The organism is Elusimicrobiota bacterium (genome assembly GCA_026388075.1).
Lineage (GTDB): Bacteria > Elusimicrobiota > Endomicrobiia > Endomicrobiales > JAPLKN01 > JAPLKN01.
Genome location: JAPLKN010000108.1, coordinates 21,863 through 44,839, shown reverse-complemented (window position 1 = coordinate 44,839; position 22,977 = coordinate 21,863). Strand labels below are relative to the sequence as shown.

Sequence of the window (22,977 nt, the reverse complement as noted above, 5' to 3'; positions counted from 1 at the left end):
GAATATATAATATTGGCGGAGGAGAAGAAAATATTATATCTTTGTTAGAATGCATAAAGTTGATAGAGGATATTTTGGGAAAGAAGGTGGATTATGCTTTTGAGCCGGAACGTTTCGGAGATCTAAAATATTTTGTTTGTGATAGTAGAAAAGCCGAGAAATATCTAAACTGGAAATCAAAAATAAAACCCAGAGAAGGTGTTGAGAAACTAATTGCCTGGATTAAAAATAATCACGGGCTTTTTAGGAGCTAAAATGAAAGCGCTAATCCTTGCAGGTGGAAGAGGCAAAAGGCTTGGAAAAGTTTCGGAAGGGATCAATAAATGCTTGTTGGATGTTTTTGGTAAACCTCTTATTGAATATAGTTTTGATTGTGTTTCGGCACTTGATGAAATAAACGAATTAATAGTTATGGTTGGTTATCGTGCCGAAGATATTATCAATAAATACGGCAATAATTATAAAGGGAAAACAGTCAAATACGTTATTCAATGGGATCGATATGGCTTAGTTGATGCGATTGAATGGGGAAAAGAGCTTCTCGGAAAGGATGACTTCCTATTGCTTTTAGGTGACGAGTTTATGCTTTTCCCGAAACATAAGGATATGATCGAGAAGTTTAAAACTGAAAAACTTTTCGGTGTTTGCGGCGTTATTAATGTTTCCGATAAAGAGATGATAAAAAAAACATATTCCATTATTCAAGATAAAAGCGGAAGAATAGTGCAACTGATTGAAAAGCCAAAAAATCCTCCCAATAACATTATGGGCACGGGAAATTGCGTATTTAAAAATGAGATATTGAATTATATCCCAAAAACGATTATTAACAGTAAAAGGGGAGAAAAGGAGTTGCCGGATTTGATACAATGCGCAATTGATGACGGTAAATTGATTAAACCATTTAATATATGCGACAAATATGTAAATGTGAACACTTTTAAGGAGCTGGATTCGTTTGGTTCCGGTTTTTCGCATTTTTGAAGATTATGAAAAAAGTTGCACTAATAAATCCCGGCAGAAATAAGGAGTTTGCAGATAATGAACCGCTTAACCTCGGCTATTTGGCTTCATTTCTCTTGGCTAATAAGATAGACGTTAAAATTATTGATCAGTTCGCCGGGGATGATGTTGATAAGTTGCTGAAAGAATATAATCCGGACTTTGTTGGGATAACCGCTACTACGCCTTTAGCTGATGAGGCTTACAAAATTCTTGATGGTGCTAAGAAAAAAGGCTTTGTTACAGTTATCGGAGGTGTCCACGCTAGCATAATGAGCGAAGAAGCCTTGCGACATGCTGATTATGTTGTTGTAGGTGAAGGTGAACGCGCTCTATTGGATATAGTTTTTTCAAAATCAAAAACTAGAATAGTTAAAGGGCCTCTTATAGAAAACATTGATGATATACCTCCTCCGAGTCGCAGTCTTCTTAAAATGAAATTCTATTCTGCAAAGTCTGGCAATACTCCTACCGCACATCTATATTTCCTTCCTCCTGGGAAAAAACTTGCCTCCATGATCACCAGTCGCGGCTGTCCATACAGCTGTATTTTTTGCCATAATAGCTGGAGAGGTCTAAAGGTTAGGTACAACACCCCAAAGCGAGTAGTCAACGAAATATTAGAACTTGTAAAAGGTTATCAGATAAATTCCATATTTTTTATGGACGATGACCTTTTCTTTAATTCTAACAGGATAAAACAAATATGTTCATTAATATTAGAAAATAAAATAGATATTATTTGGGCCGCAAATGCCAGAGTAACTAGCGTAAATCCTGAAATATTGGAACTCGCCAAAAAAGCTGGGCTAAGGCAGGTAAATTTCGGGATAGAAAGCGGTTCACAGAGAGTGCTTGATATTATAGACAAAAAAGTAACTGTTGAACAATCTGAAAAAGCGTTAAAAATGGTTAAAGAAGCAGGCCTTTTGGTTTATGCGACTTTCATGATAGGAAATCCTACTGAAACTTTGGAAGACATGAATAAGACCAGAGAGTTTATTAAAAAAAATAGTCTCGATAGTGTAGGTATTGGCATCACTACACCTTATCCCGGCACAAAATTGTGGGAATGGTGCAAAGAAAAAAAACTTATTCCAGAAACTTATGCCTGGAAAGACTTTGATATGGAAAGCTGCCCTGTGGCAGGAAATGAGAATTATTCAAGAAAGGATATTGAAAAAATTAGAAGCAAGATGGTGGTTGATATTATGCTGGGGAAAAAATTTGGTTTTATGTTATACTATCTTAAACTTATGTTCATAAGTCCACCCCAATTTTTCGGGAAATTATTTAGAATTGTTATGCCCTTATTGGGTTTAAGGAGAAAATAATGGCATTTAGGCGTTTAAAACTATTAGGACTTATTAAGTCTAGGCTCAAGGCATTAATTTATCTATTAAAAACAAGGGGTTTAAAATCTGCATATAATTTCATTTGGGTTCATATATTTACCAGAGACAGCGGATTGGCTTTAATGGATCCCATTATCAGAAAATTTCCGATTTTAGCTCCATACCCAGAACAAATAGAAGTTGAAATTACAACTAAGTGCCACCTTAAATGTACTATGTGCGAGCATACTTATTGGAATGAGCAGCCAAAGGATATGTCTTTGGATGAATTCAAGAAAATAATTGATCAATTTCCAAAGCTAAAGTGGCTTGGAATAACCGGAATAGGGTCTAATTTTCTTAACAAAGACTTTATCCAGATATTGAGCTATGTAAAAAGAAAATCCGTCTATGTCGAATTTTTTGATACATTTGATTTAATAAATGAAATAAATGCCGAAGAGCTAATTAAAGTAGGTGTAGATAAAATTTGGATGTCTATCGATGCTGCTAATAAAGAAACATATAATGCAATCCGAATAGGAACAGATTTTGATAAAGTTGTAAGGAATGTAAAAACTCTTATGAAGATAAAAAAGAAATACAAGTCGCCTTTTCCAGAGATCTTTTTTCACTTCATAATAAACAACTCCAATTTTAATGAACTTCCTGACTTTATAAGGCTGGTGCATTCTATAGTTAATAGTGGATATAACTTAGCAACGTTGATTTATTTTAGTAGCATTCTGCAGTTTAAAGAAATAGAATACATGAAAACTACTTTGCCTGAAAAAATTAAAACAGAAACTGAAAAATGCGCAAAAGATTTAAACATTTTTGTTGGATGGAACCAAAATATTAAACAAACCCGATGCGTTAAAGACTGCACTCGTTGGACGGAACCTTTTATACTTGCTACGGGACATGTTCAGCCATGTTGCGCTATAAATGAAGCAAATACCAGACAGTACCAGAAAGATAATAGCTTGGGAAATTTACTATATACCGATTTCAGGAAAATATGGAAGAATGAATTTAATGATCTAATAAATAGTATTCATAACAACAAATTTCCAGATATCTGCAGACATTGCAGAAATTTTGTTCAGAAATAAAAACATAACTTGAAAAATGAAAATATTATTCATATTTCCTCCCAAAAAAACGCATGCAATAGAATCGGCCGGATTTTACAAGAAACTGGATAAAGAATCAGGTCTATATCCCCCTTTGGGGATTCTATATGTAGCAAGTTATCTTAAGAAATATTCAGAACATTGCGTTGAGATAATTGATGCTCCAGCGGAGAATTACGATTTCCAAGATATTGAGAAAGAAATAATAAAAAGAAAACCTGATGTAGTGGGAATATATTTTTGCACAGATTATCTTTTGGATTCATTCAAGACAGCAGCTATTGTCAAGAGAGTAAATTCCAAAATAGCAGTAATTGCGGGAGGTCCGCACATTTACATATATCCTCAAGAAACGATTTCAAATCCGAATGTGGATTATTGCATTTATGGAGAAGGGGAAATAGTCTTAACAAATTTAATCGAGGCTCTCTTTTCATGTAAAAGTCCTGAGAAAATCGAGGGGGTTATTTCAAAAAATAATACAGCTAAGAAACAGGAACTTCAAAAAACTGAGAATTTAGACAAATTACCTTTCCCGGATAGAAAGCTTCTTCCGTATACAAAGTACAAAAGTTTTATAACTTATTCAAATCCTATTACTACTATGATGACTTCGCGAGGCTGCGCTTATAATTGTCATTTTTGTACAAATATTGAACGCGGCCAAAGAGTTCGCATGCGCTCCCCCAGAAATGTAGTCGATGAAATTGAAGAAATACTAAGGATTGGGATAAGAGATATTTTGTTTTTTGATGAGAATTTTACGTATAATATGGAAAGAGTGCGGTTAATTTGCGAAGAAATAATAAATCGCAAAATAAAAATAAGATGGCATTGTAGAAGCAGGGCCGATATGAAGTTTGAAAAGGAAGTATTGAAGAAAATGAAAGATGCTGGATGCCGCATGGTACAGCTTGGTATTGAAACCGGCACGCAGAACCTTCAGGAAAGAATAAATAAAAAGCTTAATCTTGAAAAAGTAAAACAGCTTGTTAAGGATTTAAAAAATTCAGGAATACTATCTTATGGGAATTTCATTATTGGATTTCCTGGCGAATCAAAAAAAGAAATGCTGCAAACAATTACATTTGCCATGGAAGCTGGGTTCGACTACGCACCTTTTAGTATTTTTAACCCTCTACCTATAAGTTATTTTTATACATCGGCGCTTCAAAAAGGAATTATAAAGGATGATTACTGGATGAAATATGCTAAAAATCCTGAGAAGCAGGTAATTCATAGTTGGTGGCCTGAACAAGATTTTCAAATGCTTCAAGAAATTAGTGCCCAAGCTTTTCGAATGTTTTATTTCAGAATAGGGCAGATTTTGAAATTATTTTTCTTAAAACAGTCAATAAGACAGAAATGGTGGCAATTAAAATCTGCAGTTAAACTGTTTGTTATCCCTAAAGTGATTAAGGCCTCAAAAAAAATATGAAGCAAAATAAAACGAATATAACTAAAATAGAACCAAATGAACTGAATCCCATTATTCCTGTTTGGATGATAGGAGTAATATTTAGTATATGGGCTTGGATTGTCTTATCAAAATACTATAGCGCGGGTTTTGTAGGCATTTTTTGGCCTTTCAACTCAAGTGAAGAATTATTTTATTTTAAGTCTTTTCTGATTCGCTTCAAAGAACACTTCATTAATATTTTTTGGGCCGTATTAATTTTTATTTCGGCTTGTGGTGCCGGGACAATTGTCCTGGAAGCTATTTTGAGAATTAAATTCTTTGAAAAAGAAAATGGAAACAATAATCTAAAATATAATATTTCTGGCAATGAAAAACTGATGTTTTCAACGGTGTTAGGTTTAGGGATATTTTCATTATTGGGTTTTTTTCTTGGGATCTTTGGGTTTTATTTCAAAACTGTATTTTTGACTATAACTGCAATATTTTCTTTTTTTGGTTTTTCTGCGATTTACAAGAATTTTGAGATGACCAGAAAAAGATTTTTACTAAGAGAAAAATTAGCTTTATTTTTAGTATGTGTTATTGCGTTTTTTAACCTGTTGGGTGCTTTGACACCTGAGCTCTTTTACGATTCACAATTTTATCAACTCGGTGTTCTAGTGCACTGGCTTAAAGAACACAAAATGCTTACGACAAATTTTATTCCTGCCTCTTATTTTCCTTTTAATATAAATATGCTTTATCTTATGGGGCTTTCGATAAATAATGAAATAACCGCAAAACTTATTCATTATTCCTGCGGATTATTGATTGTTTATGCGGTCTATATTTTCTCGGAAAAATATTTTAATCGTACGACTGCGGTTTTTTCTGCATTGATCTTTTATTCCATCCCTCAGGTTGCGACTGTTTCATGGAAGACGGCTATCGAGCTTGGGATTGGTATTTTCGAGTTCGGTGCGGTTTTTGCTCTCGTGAATTATATTGTTTCAAAAAAGAAGCAGTGGTTTATAATAAGCGCTATTTTCTGCGGATTTTCTATGGGAAGTAAATATACCGGTATTGTTTTTTGTTATTTTGCGCTTATCGGAACATTGATTATTCAGGGAGTTATGGCAAAGGAAAATAGTTTTAAAATATTTAAGTCGGTTTTCTTTTTCTCTTTAATTGCTATGATAACGTGCCTGCCATGGTATCTTAGGAATTTTATTTATTCGGGAAATCCTGTCTTTCCTTTTTTTTGGGAAAAAATAGGATATGAAAAAATTCATTTAACAAAGTCTCTTTTCTTAGATCCACCTCGGCCAGAATTTAATTTTTTAAATTATTTTCTTTTTCTTTGGCCTTTAACAATGGGAAAATTGCAGCAAGAAACAGTTCTAGGCCCCGTTTTCTTAGTGTTTGCGGTGTTTTTGTTTATGTATCGTAAAATAGATTTAGAAATTAAGATCTTATTTGGTTATTTGTTTATATCGTTTATTTTTTGGGTATTGCTGGGCAGGTTTTATCTCAGATATTTCATTCCAACTCTGCCGGTCGTCAGCGTTATTTTCGCATATTATATAGCTAATCACAAAAATGCAAAATTTGCAAAAAATGGAATTTATGTTTTGTTAATTATTATTACGCTCGGGAATATCTCATTCTCGAATTATTTATTATGGGCAACACAGGATCCGCTCCGATATTTGATTGGTCAGCAGTCAAAAAAGGAATATCTTTCAACACAAAGGACCAGTTATCCATGCCCTTATTATCAAACGCTTGAATATGCAAATAGAAAGTTAAATCCAAAAGCAAAACTTCTGTTTCTCGGAGAAACAAGAGGACTTTATTGCGAAAGACAATTCATAACAAGCGGGGCGGGTGATTTTAATCCAATGGTTGAATGGGTAAGCCAATGTAAAAATGGCAAAGATCTTTACGATAAAATAATATCCAATGGAATAACTCATATTCTTCTGAATGTTCCCGAAACTATGAGGTTGAAAAACTATGAAACTTTTTATTGGGACGCGAAGTCTTTTACAGTGTTTTGCGAATTTTGGTCAAAGTATGTTAAAGAAATTTATAAAGATATTGCGGATATTTCCGTTCCCTATAAAGAAATATACTCAATTAAAAAACAACAGCCTCAATGGTGGGCTCAGTATAGCTCAAATCCCAATAACTATGTTTATCTCTACGAAATTATGAGTGAAAAAGAAGCTTCTAAGCCCCATAGTATTCCTCAAAATTTCTTTTTAGAAAAAGAGCTCTATTCAAGTAATCGCTGGGAAATATTAGAAAATTTTATTTTAAAAGAGAGAAAATGAAATTATGAAAAAATTAATTCGCATCTTTTTTGGCCTTCTGATAAGCGCATTTTTCCTGTGGCTTGCGTTTAGAAATTCCAACTTTTCTGAAATATTCCGGATAATAAAAACTGTGAAGATAGAAATGTTAGCAATAGTTTTCATTATCTCATTAATCGCTCTAATGCTTCGCAGTTACCGATGGAAAAAATTAGGTAAAGAATATCGCAGTGTTGCTTGGAAAAACTTTTTTGAGGCGACATCAATGGGGCTTATGCTGAATACTTTTGTGCCTTTGAGGGGAGGAGATATTTTCCAGGCATATTTTCTTTCTAAGAAAAGCGGCTTGCCGAAAAGTTATACATTGGCGACTGTTTTTTTGGAAAGATTACTTGATCTTTTGCCTCCGGTTTTTATGATTTTAATAGGGTCATATTTTATTGTTATTCCGGCGCAATTTAAAATAGGGAGGCTTATAATATTATTTGCTGTAATAATTTCTGCCATACTTTTATTTTTAAAATTAAGAAAAATATTTGTAAGCTTTATTGGAAGATTTGTTAACAAAAAACATAGTGAAAAAATCGGCAAACTGCTTGAAAATATTACTTCAGCAATAAAGTTTTTAAAAGATAGGCAGGTTTTGACAGTCGCAATACCTTTAACAATTTTTAACTGGTTTGTAGTTAGCGCGATTTCTACTTATTTGCTTTTAATTGCATTTAATATAAAGGTAAGCTTAATCGGGCTTTATCTTATAATAGGTATTTCAGTCCTGAGCGTTGCGATACCCTCATCACCGGGTTTTGTGGGAACTTGGGAATTTTTTACTATGATGGCCTTAAGTATTTTCGGTGTAGAAAAAAACATTGCATTATCTTATGCTATTTTGTCGCATTTCATGGCGCTTTTGCCTTTGAATTTGGTTGGGCTCTATTATTTTTATATAGAAATATTTTTGAAAAAAGAAAAAATTAATTTAGAAACAAATGACAAATGATTTTAAACTAGTCTTTTTTAATTTAGTATAATCTCAAAATTAATATGATATTTTATTTTTGTTTGAGCATAATTATATTTTCTTTCTTAATTTGGATGAATTATACGGTTTTGACCGTGTTTTTTAGAAAACCAAGGCGATTGGATTTTGGAAATGCTAAATTATTCCCCAAGGTCAGCATATTAAAGCCTATTAAACACAGCGATGACGAATTAGGGAACAATCTAGAAACATTTTTTCTTTTGGACTATCCAAATTTTGAAATAATATTCGGGATCGATTCTATTGAAGATGAAACCGATAGAATAATAGAAAACTTGAGGAAAAAATATCCAAAGGTGTCCATCAAAATTGTTCCCGTGGGAAAAGGGAAAATACTTAATCCTAAAGTGGAAACGCTTATTTCCATGGAAAAGGAATCTTCGGGATCGGTTTTTTGGATATCTGACTCTAATACAAGGGTAGAAAAAGACACTTTAAAAAATCTTATTCATGAATACGTTACTAAAAATTCAAAAATAGTGTTTTCTCCGGTTCGAGGCATGGGTTCAAAAACGGCTGGCAGCGTGATAGAAAACGCGTACTTAAGCTTCTTTATTTCGGGAAATATTATTGGCGCCTGGGAATACCTAAGAATACCTATAATAATAGGGAAATCAATGCTTGTTGAAAAAGCCGCACTGTCTAATTTGGGAGGATTTGAATATTTTAAACAATTTCTTGCGGAAGATTACGTAATGGGAAATACTTTCTACAAAAATAATATTTATATTTCAACAAATCATGTTTGGATTACGAATTTTAACAGCCACTCTTCTATTAAAAGTTTTTGCTCCAGAATATCGCGTTGGGCAAAAATGAGATACCATCTTGAAAAGTTAATGTATATGGGGGAAATATTTGTTAATCCAATCGGCCTTTCAATTATTTCAATTATCTTTTTGGGAAGCAAAGGAGTGACTCTTTTATTGGGAGCCGTACTTTTTAAAATTGTTCTTGAATATTTGAATTTTTTTGCAGTTAATATATACGACAGGAAAAATATTTGGGTTATATTAATTTTACCTTTTTGTGTTGTTTTAAAAGACATACTTTTATTATTTATTTATTTCATTCCTTTTTTTAGCTCAAGAGTTGTGTGGAGAGGCAAGCATATTAAGATAGGCAGGGAAAGTAAAATATTCATAGAAGGAGAATAGTTTGGAGCCGAAAGCCGAGATCAAAACAAACGAAAAAAAAGCTTGGGTAGTTTCTGCAATGATGGGCTTGGGGCACATGCGCGCGGCTTATCCTTTAAAGGATTTGGCAAAAGAAGAAATATTAATTGAAGGTTCACAAACTTTCTGCGAGCCGAAAGAATACAAAGTTTGGAGAAAACTCCGGCATTTATATTATTTCTTTTCTAAAGCAGAAGAACTTATATTGATTGGAAAATTTTTCCAACTATTTTACCAATTACTTCAGCAGATACCGCCTTATTATCCGGCCAGAGACCTTTCAAAACCTAATTTCAGCTCAAAATATCTGGGAAAACTTATAGCTAAAAGCGGGCTTTCACGAACACTTTTAAACAAGATTAAAAATGATACCGTTCCTTTATTGAGCACATTTTACAGCTCTTCAATTGCCGTTGATATGCTTGAAACTAAACACCGGGATAATTATCTGGTAATTTGCGATTCGGACTGCAATAGGGTTTGGGTTGCAAAAGATCCAAAGAAAAGTAAAATCAAATATATAGCACCTTGTACGCGTATCAGAAAAAGGCTTCTTCAATACGGTGTTCCCGAAGAAAGAATATTTCTGACCGGTTTTCCCCTGCCTAAAGAAAATGTCGGAAGCCATGAAAACCTTGAAATATTAAAAGAAGATCTATATAGCCGTTTAGTCCGTCTGGACCCTTTATTGCGTTTTTTTAGCGTGCACAAAAATACTGTTAAGGCATACCTGGGGAAAGAAATACCGAAAGAGCGGACCGATAAATATTTTAGCGTAACTTTTGCAGTGGGAGGATCAGGGGTTCAGACTAACATGGCTTTGGAAATTTTAAAAAGTGTTAAAGAAAAGATTAAAGAAGGAAAACTCAAAGTAAATTTGTCGGCAGGCATTAGTGCGGAAGTGTATGTTAAATTTAAGAGTTTTATTAATTACCTTGAACTTTCAAAATATATTGATAACGGAATCAATATAATTTATGACAATGATATATACAGGTATTTTGACAAATTTAACAAGATTTTAAGAACTACGGATGTTTTATGGAGCAAGCCGAGCGAGCTTACCTTCTATTGTGCCCTGGGAATCCCGATTTTAATGGCTCCGAGCGTCGGGCCCCATGAAGATATAAACAGTAAATGGCTGCAGGATATTCATGCAGGCGTTAAACCTGCCGGCAAACTCAAATACGCTGATGAATGGCTGTTTGATCTCAGGGAGGGGGGTATTTTTGCCGAGGCTGCATGGGACGGTTTTATAAAGGGAAGAAAACTCGGCACATATAAAATTGAAGAATTGATTAAGACGGGAAAATTCCTTCCAGGCGAAGCACCTCTGGGCAGATAGTGCCATTTCAATCCGTTGCTTATCTTAAAAATTTTTTGTACAATCCTCAGTATAAATTCACTGCAAAAAATAAAATAAAATATTACGATAGGAGAGTTTAAATGTCCGGCCATTCGAAATGGGCAGGTATTAAGCACAAAAAAGCTATTATTGATGCTAAAAGAGGAAAAGTTTTTACGAGGCTTATAAGAGAAATTGTTGTTGCCGCTAAGGAGGGGGGAGGAAACATTGAAAACAACGCTCGGTTGAGAAAAGCGATAGAATCCGCGCGTGAAGCGAATATGCCGCAGGATAACATAAAAAAAGCGGTTCAGCGCGGTACAGGCGAGCTTCCCGGCGCGATATACGAAGAACTAAATTATGAGGGTTACGGGCCGGCGGGAGTTGCCCTTATAGTTGAAATTACAACTGACAATAAAAACCGGACTGCATCAGAAATCAGGAAGATTTTTTCGCAACATGGCGGAAACATGGGCGAAGCGGGATGCGTTTCCTGGATGTTTTCAAAGAAAGGCTATATTTCCGTTGATAAGAAAAAAATTAATGAAGACCAGCTGATGACGATAGTTCTTGATTTAGGGGTAGAAGATTTACGTACCGAAGATGAGGATATATACGAAATATTCGCTAAGCCCGAAGATTTTGAAGCTGTAAAAAAAGGGCTTGAACAAAAAAACGTGGTAATTGATACTGCTGAAGTTTCTCCCCAGCCTCAAACATATATAAAACTTCAAGGAAAAGACGCGGAACAAATGATTGCTTTAATGGATGAGCTGGAAGGACATGACGATGTAAAAAATGTCTATTCAAATTTTGAAATTTCAAATGCGGAAATTGAAAGAATAGAAAAAATGCAGAAATAAGGCAGGATTAAGTATTCAGGATTAAGAATTAAGTAAATTCAGTATTAAGGATTAAGACGCTTTGCTCTAAGGATAAAGTTTGAAGACTTTTTAATTATTCAGCTTAATCCTTACCGCTTACTACTTAATCCTGTTACTCGGGGTTTTATGATCATTTTAGGAGTTGATCCCGGTTTAGCGCTTACAGGCTGGGGTTTAGTAAAAGCCATAGATAAAAATAGAGTATTTTTGGTTGATTACGGGTGCATAAAAACAAAACCGGCACAGACTTTAAGCGAACGCCTAAAATTTATTTATCAGGATTTAACCAATATTATTCAAGCATATAAGCCGAACGCTTTTGCGCTTGAAGAACTGTTTTTTTCAAAAGAAGCAAGGACCGTGGCTGCTGTCAGCCAGGCCCGCGGTGTAGTGTTGCTTTCTGCGGCGCTTTCAAAAATTCCGCTATATGAATATAATCCGCGTCACGTGAAAATAGCGCTTACCGGATACGGTTCTGCGGACAAAGCTCAAATTCAGCAAATGGTAAAAACGCTTTTAGGGATGAAAGAAATCCCAAAACCCGACGATGCCGCAGACGCATTAGCTATAGCGATATGCCATTTGAATACGGCTAAATGGTGAAATATGATTAATCACCTCAGGGGAATATTAGACGGCAAATCAATGGATTCGGCAATTATCGATGCAGGGGGGGTCGGTTACAAGGTATTTATCCCTCTTTCAACTTCAGAAAAACTTCCCTCGCTTGGTAAAGAAATAAAACTTTTCATAGTTGAGTCCGTAGCTATGTACGGAGGAAGCACTAGCTACTACGGATTTTTGGCCGAAGAAGAACGCGATATTTTTAATTTGTTAAAAGACGAGGTTCCGGGCGCCGGCGCAAAAAAAGCCTTGGAATATCTTGATAAAATTACCAAGTCGCTGCCGGATTTCAGGCATTCCATAATTCACAAAGATGTCTCAATTCTTACGGGATTGTTCGGATTTACTAAAAAGACTGCTGAGAAAATTATGATCGCACTAAAAGATAAAATTGGGGAAGTGAAAATTTCGGGAACAGAGAAATGGGTTGAAAGAAAAAAAGCATCCACTCCGCAGTCTGAAGCTATCGCGGGACTGGTGGCGCTTGGGTATAAAGAGATGTATGCATACTCGGCGGTTGAAAAAATTTCAGATAATGGCGGGGCGGAACTTTCAGTTGAGGAAATAATACGGCAAGCGTTGAAATATATATAAATTAATAGTTTGATGTTATAGGTGCAAAAAATGGAAGAACAAAATTTTGAAAGGATTGTGTCCGCAGTAAAGACTTCCGAAGAAAACAGGGCGGAAAATACCCTGCGCCCAAAAACTCTGGATGAATTTATAGGCCAGGAAAAGCTCAAGAAAAATCTAAAAATATTTATAGAAGCTTCCAAAAAAAGAAAAGAAAGTCTTGATCATTGCCTTTTCTATGCGCCTCCCGGGCTTGGGAAAACAACTCTTGCGCATATAATAGCAAGGGAAATGGGCGGAAACCTCCGCATGACTTCAGGGCCTGTCTTAGAGCGCGTGGGAGACCTTGCCGCTATACTGACTAATTTGTCTGAAGGAGATATATTTTTCATTGATGAAATACACAGGATGAACCACCTGGTTGAAGAAGCTCTTTATCCGGTTATGGAAGATTTTGAGCTTGACATAATTATCGGCCAGGGGCCTTCCGCAAAAACAATAAAACTCCCGGTTCCAAAATTTACTCTTGTCGGAGCGACAACTCGCGCGGGGCTGCTTTCAAGCCCTTTGAGGGACAGGTTTGGTATAGTCAACCATTTAAACTTTTATGAACACGAGGAACTAAAAAAAATTGTTTTAAGATCTGCAAAAATCATGAAAATTGAAATTGATGAAGGCGGGACAGAGGAAATCGCTTTGCGATCAAGAGGTACCCCGAGAATAGTTAACCGGCTTTTGAAAAGAGTAAGGGATTTTGCTGAAGTTGAAGGACAGGGAAAGATAACGAAGGCAATTGCGCAGAGTGCTCTTGAAGCACTGGAAGTTGATAAGGCAGGCCTTGAAAAGATGGACAGGCTAATCCTAAAAACCATTATTGAAAAATTTTCCGGCGGCCCGGTTGGTGTTGACACTATTGCGGTTGCCGTTTCAGAAGAAGTTGATACTATTACCGATGTGTATGAGCCATTTCTAATCCAGTCCGGTTTTATCGCGCGTACTCCCAGGGGCCGTATGGTTACGACAAATGGTTATACCCACCTTGGTTTAAAACAAACCAATATATCTGCTCAAGAACTCATTAAGTAAACCCCGTTAGAGACTTGCCTCACTGGCAGGCGATCAACGGGTTTCTACCAAATACTGATGACGACATTAGGGGGAAATATAAGAACATCGGTTCATGCTAGATATAGGAATTGACAGAATTCTCTAACGGGGTAAATCTTATGGAAAGATTGCTGCTTCATCACTGCTGCGCTCCCTGTTCGCCGTCTGTTTTGGATATGCTTTCAAAAGATTTTGAGATAAAGAGTTTTTGGTTTAATCCCAACATACAGCCAAAGGATGAGCACGATAAAAGAAAAGAAGCCCTTATTGTTTTTTTAACAGAACAGGGGAAAGAACTGATAAACGGCCCTGATTTTTCAAAAGACAGCTGGATCTGGCAAAATACCAGAAAAAATACTGAACGCTGCAAACTTTGTTATTACCTTAGGTTAAGCCAGACAGCGCTGGAAGCAAAAAGGCTTAACATAAGAAACTTTTCATCAACGCTTTTATCAAGCCCGCATCAAAAGCACGAAGACATAAAATTTATCGCTGAACAAATCGCAAAAGCTGAAAATTTAAATTTTATTTACAGGGATTTCAGGCCTTTTTATTATGACGGCAAAAATAAAATAGCAGAAAAAAAGCTTTACGTTCAGAAATACTGCGGGTGTTCGTTTTCTCTTGAAGAGCAAAAAGAAAAAAAGCAAAAATAATAAGATAAATGACTGCGTTTGCAAAAATATTAATTTTTTTCGGAATAATACTGGTAATTCTTGGAATTATTCTTTTAATCATTCCTAAAGTTCCTTTTTTAGGCAAGCTGCCGGGCGATATTTACATTAAAAAAGAAAAATTTGCTTTTTATTTTCCGCTAGCCACTTGCTTGATCTTAAGTGTTGTAATTTCTTTAATTTTTTGGATTTTTAGGTCAAAATGAAATTTACCATGAAATTTCTGCTAAAAAATAACTTAAATAAAGCCTTTTGGGTTTTTTTATTTTTGGGCTTTTTATTGCCATGTGAACTTTCATCCCAAATTACGGTTCAGCTGTTAAAAGTGAGGATTTTGAAAAATGAACAGGTTGTGAATATTTTCTGTAAAGGAGTATGTTATCTCCATGTTTCAGGAAATACTTATGTCCTTAAAGATAACAGGAGATATATAGTAAAAGCTGAAGATGATAGAATAGTTTTTAGCGGGAGAAGTTTTTCTTCAGATATTGAAATTATACCGAAGGGAGAATCAAGCAGGATTTTAGTAAATAGTAAGGAATATCGAGGTAATATATTTTTAAATTTAGTAAACGGTAAGATTTCAGTAATAAATGAGCTTGATGTTGAAGAATATCTTTACGGGGTTCTTCCAAAAGAGGTCGTAGCATCTTGGCCGGAAGAGTCTTTAAGGGCTCAGGCTGTTATCAGCCGGACATTTGCTCTTAGGAGTCTATCTCTTCATATGAAAGAAGGTTTTAATCTGTGCGATACAACGCTTTGCCAGGTATACGTAGGAGTAGATTCAGAAAATGAAAATACTAATAGAGCAGTCAATGAAACAAGGGGCGAGGTATTGTTTTATAACGGTAAACTTGCGAGCACTTTTTTTCACAGTTCTTGCGGAGGCCATACCGAAAATATTGAAGAAGTATGGGGAGGGACAGCCCCTAAGTATCTGAAAGGACGATCTGTAAAGTATTCTAACGGCTATAAAGTGGATTATTGGAAAAATAAAGTAAGCAAAGATTTTATTACGCAAAGACTTTCTGATAATGGCTATGAAGTTGGATACATTGAAAAAATAAAGATGATAGGAAAAACGGATTCTGGAAGGACAAAGATTCTTAAAATTTACGGGGATAAACAAACTATTGAATTAAACGCGGCGAAATTCCGTGTTTTGGTTGATCCTTGGCATATTAAAAGTACTCTATTTGAAGAAATATCAGAAAAGGGGGATTCTTTTGAATTTTCAGGGCTTGGATGGGGCCATGGCGTAGGCCTTTGCCAGGAAAGCGCAAGAAATATGGCCGATAAGGGTTTTGATTATGAAAAAATACTAAAATATTTTTATCCAGGAACATATCTTGCTAAGTGGGATGAAGAGGAACAATAAATAAATGATTGCAGAAGAAGTTATCTCAAACAAATTAACGGAATATTCATTTGAAGTGCCGAGAGAACTTATTGCTCAAAAACCTGTTGAACAGCGCGATAATTCAAGGCTGTTAGCGCTTGATAAAAAAACAGGGGAAATCCGCCATCTTTTTTTTAAAGATATACTGGATTATTTGAATCCGGGCGATTGTCTAATTCTCAACAAAACAAAAGTAATCCCTTCAAGAATTTACGGAAAAAAAGAAACCGGCGGAAAAGTTGAAATTTTATTTATTGAACCAAAATCTCAAATGATAGCCGGAAAATATCTTGCATTGGTAAAGCCGTTTATTGCGCCTGGGAAAAAGATTCTGTTAGGTGATAAATATTCAGTAAAAATAATTAGCTATATGCCGAGCGGCGAAGCTCTAATTGAGATTGACAAAAATTGTGTTGAAGAACTTATTGAAAAGTTTGGGGCTATGCCTCTTCCTCCTTACATAAAGCGGGCCGAATCAGATAACTTAAAGGAATTTGACAAAGAAAGGTATCAGACCGTGTACGCTAAAGAAACAGGCTCAATTGCTGCTCCGACAGCCGGGCTTCATTTTACAAATGAGCTTATTGAAAAAATTAAACAAAAAGGCGTCAAAATCGCTGAAATAATTTTGCATGTCGGTCGTGGAACTTTTAAATTAATTGATTCCGAAGATATTTCAAAGCATATGATGCTTCCTGAATATTATGAAATTGACGAAAATGCTTCCGGAATAATAAACAATGCCATTGATGGAGGGAAAAAAGTGTTCGCCTGCGGTACGACAGCTGTTCGGGCAATAGAATCAAGCGCAAAAAAAGTAAACGGCAGTTTTAAGGTTATGCCGTCAAACAATTTTACAAATATTTTTATTCATCCCGGATATGAATTTAAGGTAATTGACGCGATTTTAACAAATTTACATTTGCCAAAATCAACACCGCTTATGATGGTTTGCGCGTTTGCCGGAAAAGAAGCCATATTTAGATCTTATAAAGAAGCCATAGAAAAGAAATATAGATTTTTTTCTTACGGCGATGCGATGCTTATTATTTAGCGTATAGCGTGTAGCGCCGCCCGCCCGTGGCGGGGCAGGGATAGCGTATAGTTAAAGACAGGAGAATTTTATCAATGCCGTTTTCTATACCCTAAACGCTATTCACTATACGCTAATAGAAGAGGTATAACGGTGAATGAACATGAACTTGTAAAAAAAGTAATGGAAAGCCCGGATGTGAAAGCATACCTTAAAGCCGCAGATGACAATTTTGTGGCAATGGGATATAAAGAGCACGGATTTCGCCATGCTGAGCTGACCTCAAATATTGCCGGAAATGTCCTAAAATTTCTGGATTACCCTCAAAAAGATATTGAAATAGCAATGATCGCCGGATATCTTCACGATATAGGAAATTCTATATCATGCGAAGACCACGCGCAAAACGGCGCTATTTTAAGCCTTGAAATTTTAGAAAAGATAGGATTTTCTTATCAGGATATATTTCCGATAATAAGCGCGATAGGAAGCCACGAAGATAAGGATGCCGATGTTACGGGGCATGTCCTGGCGGCTGTTATATTAGGAGATAAAACTGATGTTCACCATACAAGGGTGCGTTCTAACGATCTAGCGTCGTTAGATACCCATGGAAGAGTAAATTATGCCTGCCAAAGAGCTTTTTTAAGGGTAATGAAAGAAACAAGAGTGATCGCACTTGAGCTTACTATTGACACTAAAATATGTCCGGTTATGGAATATTTTGAGATATTTTTATCCCGCACTAATTTCTGCAGAAAGGCTAGCCAAGCATTAGACTGCGAATTCCATCTTTTTATCAACAAAGACAAATTTTTATGACTCAAGAATATTTTAAATTAATAAAAAAATCAAAAGAATGTTTGGGCCGTGTCGGCGAACTCAAAACTGCGCATGGGACAGTTCATACGCCGGTATTTATGCCGGTCGGAACACAAGGTTCAGTTAAAACTATTTCAAACGAAGATTTAAAAATTGCCAATGCAGAAATAATCCTCGGGAACTCATACCATCTTTATTTAAGGCCCGGCGTTGAAATAATAGATCAAGCGGGCGGGTTGGGCAAGTTTATTGGATGGGACAAGGCAACTTTAACGGATTCAGGGGGATACCAGATTTTTAGTTTAACAACATTAAGGCGAATGAATTCGGAAGGAGTGGAATTTCAGTCCCATATTGACGGCACAAAACATTTTTTTACTCCGGAAAAATCTATGGAAGTTCAAAAAAAGATCGGAGCTGATATAATCATGTGTTTTGATGAGTGCCCGCCATATCCCTGCACTCATGATTATGCAAAGCGGTCAATGGAGTTAAGCGTTATTTGGGCGCAAAGGTGCAAGAAAAGATTCATGGAATTAGAAAAGCAACAGCCGAAAAAACAGCTTCTTTTTGGTATCATTCAGGGATCAGTTTATGAGGATTTAAGGCGCGAAAGTGCTTTAAAAACTATAGATATTTCTTTTCCCGGTTATGCTCTTGGAGGCCTTTCAGTAGGTGAACCAAAAGAAGAGATGATAGAGGTTTTAAACAACACAACGGGCCTTCTTCCTGAAGAAAAGCCTCGTTACCTTATGGGTGTGGGAACACCGGGAGATATATGGGAAGCGGTTGAGCGAGGCATAGATATGTTTGATTGCGTTCTGCCTACCCGAAACGGAAGAAACGGACAAGCTTTTACTGCCGGAGGGAAAGTAAATATAAAAAATGCCGAATATGTAAAAGATTTTGGCCCATTGGATGCTTCTTGTGATTGTCCAACATGCAAAGGATACTCAAGGGCATATTTGAACCATTTGTTTAAGGCTCAAGAGATTTTAGTTCTAAGGCTTTTGTCTTTACATAACATTTATTTTATGATAAAATTACTCTCTAAAATTCGAGAATCTTTGATGAAAGACACTTTTAAAAAGGCAAAAAAAGAGTTTTTGTCAGGTTATTTAAGCCAAAAATAAAACGAAAAGGGGAGAAAAAAATGAGCAAAATTAGTTTAAAATCCTCATTGTTTTTAGTTTTTTCGCTTGCATCAAATCTTCATGCTGCTGATCCGCAACAGGCAAATGCTATAAGCAGTTTTATGCCGCTTGTCGTCATCTTTGTCATTTTCTACTTTTTTCTTATCAGACCGCAGCAGAAAAAAGCAAAAGATCACCAGAAAATGATCAATGAACTGCAAAAAGACGATAAAGTTATTACTGCCGGCGGGATGTTCGGCGTGGTTTCATCGGTAAAAGGTGAAATAGTTGAAGTTAAAATCGCCGAAAATGTAAAAGTTCAGATCTCTAAGGGGTCTATCAGCGTGGTTTTGCCTCCTGAAGGACAAAATCAAGTTGTAACACCCGAAATAGTCAAGTAAAATAGCAATCAATGAAAGATATTCATAATTATTCTGGTATAACCCTTGAAAAAGTAAAGAAAAATCAGCTGGCAAATAATTTTATCACGGCAGCTAATGAGTATCTTGGCGCCGTGGGCTATACTGAACACGGCTTTAGGCATGTCAGCCTTGTTGCTTCGGTTGCGCATAATACCCTTACTCATTTGAACTTTCCTGAACCTTTACCGGAACTTGCCGGAATTGCGGGATATTTGCACGATATCGGAAACGTTGTTAATAGGCAGGACCATGGCCAGTCGGCAGCATTAATAGCGATGAAAATCCTAAGCCAGATGGGCGCGACTGCCGATGAAATCGCGATGATAATTTCTGCTATAGGAAACCATGAGGAAGAAATCGGCGAGCCGGTAAATCCTATAGCTGCAGCACTGATTTTAGCCGATAAATCAGATGTGCACAAAACTCGTGTAAGAAACCCCAGCATGATAGGGGCAGACATACACGACAGGGTAAATTATGCTGCGGAACGATCTTTTTTAAAAGTTGACGGAAGAAAAAAAGTTATAACTTTGGATTTGACCATAGACACAAAGATTTCACAAGTAATGGAATATTTTGAGATATTTATGTCGCGCATGATTATGTGCCGGCGCGCGGCAAAATTTTTGGGCTGCAATTTTGAATTAATAGTTAACGAAAGGAAGCTGCTATAATATATGACTATTCCTGACATTCAGAAACTTTTAACAGAAAAAAAGTTTCTTTTTGTTTTTGCAATAATAGTTTCTTTTATTGTTATTTTCCACCGTCTCGGTGAAATGCCCTTGGCCGGAGATGACTGCTATTATTCAGGCGTTGCCAGGGAAATGGCAAGGACCGGAGATTATCTAACGCCAAGAAATGCATTTGGGCCGGATTTCCATACGTCTAAACCTCCTGTGCTTTACTGGCTGAACGCTTTTTCAGGAAAGATCTTTGGATTTAATGCGTTTGCAATGAAGCTTCCGTCTGCGATTTTGTGTTTTCTCTGTGTTTTAGCTGTTCTTTTTTTTGCTGACAGATATTTTAATTATTATACGGCTTTTTTTTCGGCATTGATTTTAACTTTTACTCAGCAATATCTTTATCATGCTAGAAGCGCAGTGACTGATGGGCCGTTTGCCGTATTTTTTTCTTTGACGCTAATTTTTTTCTGGATGGCCCGGTCAGAAAAGAAAAATATATATTTTTATCTTATGGGATTTTGTGCAGGGTTAGCAGTTATGACCCGCCAGATTCCGGGTTTATTTGTTTTTGCGGTAATAATTTTAGCTATTTTACTGTTAAAAGAATTTAAGATACTTTTAAATCCTCATTTTTACTTTGGTTTAATGTTGGCGGTTGCAGTAATAGCTCCTTGGCATATCATAATGTATTTAAAGTACAAAAAAGCTTTCTTGGACCAGTATTTAAGCGTTGCTTTAATGACCGGCATAAAAGGATATCCTGCGACTTATTCGGGCAATCCTTCGTTAAATCCTTGGTATGCTTATTTTGAGATTTTAGTTTCAAACTACTGGCCTTGGCTTCCGTTTTTAATTATTGGAATATATAAATGGATTAAAAGTTTTTCAAGTATAGACATAGAATCAAGGAAAAAAATAATCTTTGTTCTTTTGTGGGCGTTTGTTCCTTTTTTGATGTTTCAAGCGGCTAAAGTTAAACAGTATCACTATATTGTGCCGCTTTATGTCCCTTTTGCTTTAATAAGCGCAGCAGCTTTTGAGGGTTTTAAGTTTAATATTAAAATAAAATCAGCTTTTTGGCTGATAATAATTACAACTCTTTTGAGTGTTTCTTATTTATTTTATCCTATTATTCCCAAGACGCTTGATTCCAGAGAATATTTGAAGAACATGCAGTTCTTGGAAGAAGCTAAAAGAATTGACGGAGATATTATAGCGCTAAACAAATGGTTTTCGTATTACAATAACTTTTTGTGGTTTTATGCTGATAAAAGACTGGTCAAAAACACCCCTGAAGAAATAGTTGATAAAATTAAGTCCCAAAACAAATATAATTTTGTTATGTCAAAAGAAATGTTTAAAAAAATGCATCCGCTATTTTTGAACAAACCTCTAAATATCATAAAAGAAACAGAAGAAACAGTTTTATTTTCTGTTAATTGAAAGGAGAATGATTATGTCTAAGACGAAACTTAAAGCGCTTGTTGCCGTACTTGTGCTTGTGCTTGCGGGATATTTTATTTATCCGACTTTTGAATGGTATCGAATGAGCCCGTCCGAGCGAAGCCAGCTTGAGAAAGAGAAAGATAAGATGGTCGGGAAAGTTCTAAACTTAGGTCTTGATCTTCGCGGCGGAACTCATCTTTTGCTTGAGCTTGACGCTTCCAAACTTGACGAAGGAGCAAATATTAAGGATGCGGTTGATCGCGCAATAGAAATTATCCGTAACAGAATTGACCAGTTCGGCGTATCCGAGCCTTTAATAGCAAGACAAGGTGAACGCTGGATAGTGGTTCAACTGCCGGGCATCAAAGATCCCGCCAGAGCCAAAGAGCTTATAGGCAAAACCGCCATGCTTGAGTTTCGTCTTGTGGATGAGGGAAGAACAATCGGCGACATACAAGAAAAACTTCGCGCAAAAAATGCGACTATGGATGAAATCCAGAAATACCCCGAAATTATTAAAATGATTCCTAAAGGTTTTTCAATTTTTCAAGGAAAAGAACAGCAATATTATCTTTTAAAATCAACTCCGGAAATAACGGGCGCTTATCTTGTAAACGCTAAAGTTCAGTTGGGAGGGGAGTTTGGATATCCTCACGTTTCGCTTGAATTTAATAAGGAAGGCGGAAGAATATTTTCTGATGTAACCGAAAGAAACATTGAAAGAAACCTGGCGATAGTATTGGACGGCATAGTTCAGTCTGCTCCGGTTATTAGGTCGCGTATCCCTGATGGGAAAGCAGTTATTGAAGGAAACTTTACTGCCGAAGAAGCAAGGCTTCTTGCAACAGTGCTTAGAGCAGGTGCGCTTCCTGCCCCTGTACATGTAATTGAAGAAAGAACCGTTGGCCCGACTCTTGGAGACGATTCTATTAGAACGGGTGTAACATCGGCGGTAATAGGAACCCTTTTGGTGCTATTTTTTATGATTATATATTACCGGTTTGAAGGATTGGTTGCCGATCTGGCTCTCATAGTAAACCTTTTTGTGCTTATTGGGGTTATGGCTTATTTTCATTTTACGCTTACCTTACCGGGTATAGCAGGTATAGTTTTGACATTGGCGATGGCTGTAGATGCTAATGTTTTAATTTTAGAGCGTATTCGCGAAGAACTTGCGGTAGGAAAAACCGCGCATCTTGCAGTTGATGCCGGCTACCAAAGGGCGTTTTCAACAATATTGGATTCAAATTTGACTACGCTTATCGCTGCCGTGTTTCTTTTTCAGTTCGGAACAGGGCCAATAAAAGGATTTGCTGTAACTCTTACGATCGGTTTAGTTATAAGCATGTTCACCGCTATTACACTTACAAAAATGACATATGATTTTCTTTTTGAACAAGGATTTATACATAAAATTAAGTTTTAA

General features: G+C 36.1%; 23 protein-coding genes. All 23 read left to right on the top strand.

The window, feature by feature from the left end; genetic code table 11:
* The coding region (locus NT145_05815; GenBank protein MCX5782203.1) for a nucleoside-diphosphate sugar epimerase at positions 1–254 on the top strand (254 nt) is incomplete at its 5' end.
* 1 nt (position 255) lies between these two features.
* Positions 256–984 carry a nucleotidyltransferase family protein gene (locus NT145_05810; GenBank protein ID MCX5782202.1) on the top strand — a complete coding sequence of 243 codons (729 nt, stop codon included), beginning with the start codon at positions 256–258 and terminating at the stop codon, positions 982–984.
* Positions 985–989: 5 nt separating this feature from the next.
* Entirely contained in the window at positions 990–2,336 is a 1,347-nt protein-coding gene (locus NT145_05805) for a radical SAM protein (GenBank protein ID MCX5782201.1), read from the top strand.
* Positions 2,336–3,451, top strand: a complete 1,116-nt coding sequence (locus NT145_05800) for a radical SAM protein (protein ID MCX5782200.1) — start codon at positions 2,336–2,338, stop codon at positions 3,449–3,451. The genes NT145_05805 and NT145_05800 overlap by 1 nt, the downstream gene beginning before the upstream one ends.
* A gap of 16 nt (positions 3,452–3,467) precedes the next feature.
* Positions 3,468–4,910, top strand: coding sequence for a radical SAM protein (locus tag NT145_05795; GenBank protein ID MCX5782199.1), 1,443 nt, complete (start codon positions 3,468–3,470; stop codon positions 4,908–4,910).
* The gene (locus NT145_05790; protein ID MCX5782198.1) at positions 4,907–7,207 is read left to right on the top strand and encodes a glycosyltransferase family 39 protein; all 2,301 of its coding nucleotides are present in this window, start codon (positions 4,907–4,909) and stop codon (positions 7,205–7,207) included. The genes NT145_05795 and NT145_05790 overlap by 4 nt, the downstream gene beginning before the upstream one ends.
* 4 nt (positions 7,208–7,211) lie before the next feature.
* On the top strand, positions 7,212–8,186 hold the full coding sequence (locus tag NT145_05785; protein ID MCX5782197.1) for a lysylphosphatidylglycerol synthase transmembrane domain-containing protein: 975 nt from the start codon (positions 7,212–7,214) through the stop codon (positions 8,184–8,186).
* Between the two features lie 62 nt (positions 8,187–8,248).
* Positions 8,249–9,385 carry a glycosyltransferase gene (locus NT145_05780; GenBank protein MCX5782196.1) on the top strand — a complete coding sequence of 379 codons (1,137 nt, stop codon included), beginning with the start codon at positions 8,249–8,251 and terminating at the stop codon, positions 9,383–9,385.
* Between the two features lies 1 nt (position 9,386).
* Positions 9,387–10,748, top strand: coding sequence for a hypothetical protein (locus NT145_05775; GenBank protein MCX5782195.1), 1,362 nt, complete (start codon positions 9,387–9,389; stop codon positions 10,746–10,748).
* Between the two features lie 101 nt (positions 10,749–10,849).
* Complete coding sequence (locus NT145_05770; GenBank protein ID MCX5782194.1) at positions 10,850–11,611, top strand: YebC/PmpR family DNA-binding transcriptional regulator; 762 nt, start codon at positions 10,850–10,852, stop codon at positions 11,609–11,611.
* 147 nt (positions 11,612–11,758) lie between these two features.
* Entirely contained in the window at positions 11,759–12,235 is a 477-nt protein-coding gene (gene ruvC / locus NT145_05765) for a crossover junction endodeoxyribonuclease RuvC (protein ID MCX5782193.1), read from the top strand.
* A 3-nt stretch (positions 12,236–12,238) separates the two neighbouring features.
* Positions 12,239–12,850, top strand: coding sequence for a Holliday junction ATP-dependent DNA helicase RuvA (locus tag NT145_05760; GenBank protein ID MCX5782192.1), 612 nt, complete (start codon positions 12,239–12,241; stop codon positions 12,848–12,850).
* 30 nt (positions 12,851–12,880) lie between these two features.
* Complete coding sequence (ruvB, locus tag NT145_05755) at positions 12,881–13,915, top strand: Holliday junction branch migration DNA helicase RuvB (GenBank protein ID MCX5782191.1); 1,035 nt, start codon at positions 12,881–12,883, stop codon at positions 13,913–13,915.
* 140 nt (positions 13,916–14,055) lie between these two features.
* Positions 14,056–14,592: an epoxyqueuosine reductase QueH gene (locus NT145_05750; protein ID MCX5782190.1), complete on the top strand. Its 537-nt coding sequence runs from the start codon at positions 14,056–14,058 to the stop codon at positions 14,590–14,592.
* Between the two features lie 8 nt (positions 14,593–14,600).
* Positions 14,601–14,816, top strand: a complete 216-nt coding sequence (locus tag NT145_05745) for a DUF2905 domain-containing protein (GenBank protein ID MCX5782189.1) — start codon at positions 14,601–14,603, stop codon at positions 14,814–14,816.
* 128 nt (positions 14,817–14,944) lie between these two features.
* Entirely contained in the window at positions 14,945–15,988 is a 1,044-nt protein-coding gene (locus tag NT145_05740) for a SpoIID/LytB domain-containing protein (protein ID MCX5782188.1), read from the top strand.
* Between the two features lie 4 nt (positions 15,989–15,992).
* The gene (queA, locus tag NT145_05735) at positions 15,993–17,063 is read left to right on the top strand and encodes a tRNA preQ1(34) S-adenosylmethionine ribosyltransferase-isomerase QueA (GenBank protein ID MCX5782187.1); all 1,071 of its coding nucleotides are present in this window, start codon (positions 15,993–15,995) and stop codon (positions 17,061–17,063) included.
* Positions 17,064–17,195: 132 nt separating this feature from the next.
* Positions 17,196–17,864 carry an HD domain-containing protein gene (locus NT145_05730; protein MCX5782186.1) on the top strand — a complete coding sequence of 223 codons (669 nt, stop codon included), beginning with the start codon at positions 17,196–17,198 and terminating at the stop codon, positions 17,862–17,864.
* Positions 17,861–18,997, top strand: a complete 1,137-nt coding sequence (tgt, locus tag NT145_05725) for a tRNA guanosine(34) transglycosylase Tgt (protein ID MCX5782185.1) — start codon at positions 17,861–17,863, stop codon at positions 18,995–18,997. The genes NT145_05730 and tgt overlap by 4 nt, the downstream gene beginning before the upstream one ends.
* A 20-nt stretch (positions 18,998–19,017) precedes the next feature.
* Positions 19,018–19,398 (top strand): preprotein translocase subunit YajC, encoded by a 381-nt coding sequence (gene yajC / locus NT145_05720; GenBank protein MCX5782184.1) that lies wholly within the window; start codon positions 19,018–19,020, stop codon positions 19,396–19,398.
* Between the two features lie 11 nt (positions 19,399–19,409).
* Positions 19,410–20,093 (top strand): HD domain-containing protein, encoded by a 684-nt coding sequence (locus NT145_05715; GenBank protein MCX5782183.1) that lies wholly within the window; start codon positions 19,410–19,412, stop codon positions 20,091–20,093.
* Positions 20,094–20,096: 3 nt separating this feature from the next.
* A complete protein-coding gene (locus NT145_05710; GenBank protein ID MCX5782182.1) occupies positions 20,097–21,548 on the top strand; it encodes a glycosyltransferase family 39 protein in 1,452 nt (483 codons plus the stop codon).
* A gap of 13 nt (positions 21,549–21,561) precedes the next feature.
* Positions 21,562–22,977 (top strand): protein translocase subunit SecD, encoded by a 1,416-nt coding sequence (secD, locus tag NT145_05705; protein ID MCX5782181.1) that lies wholly within the window; start codon positions 21,562–21,564, stop codon positions 22,975–22,977.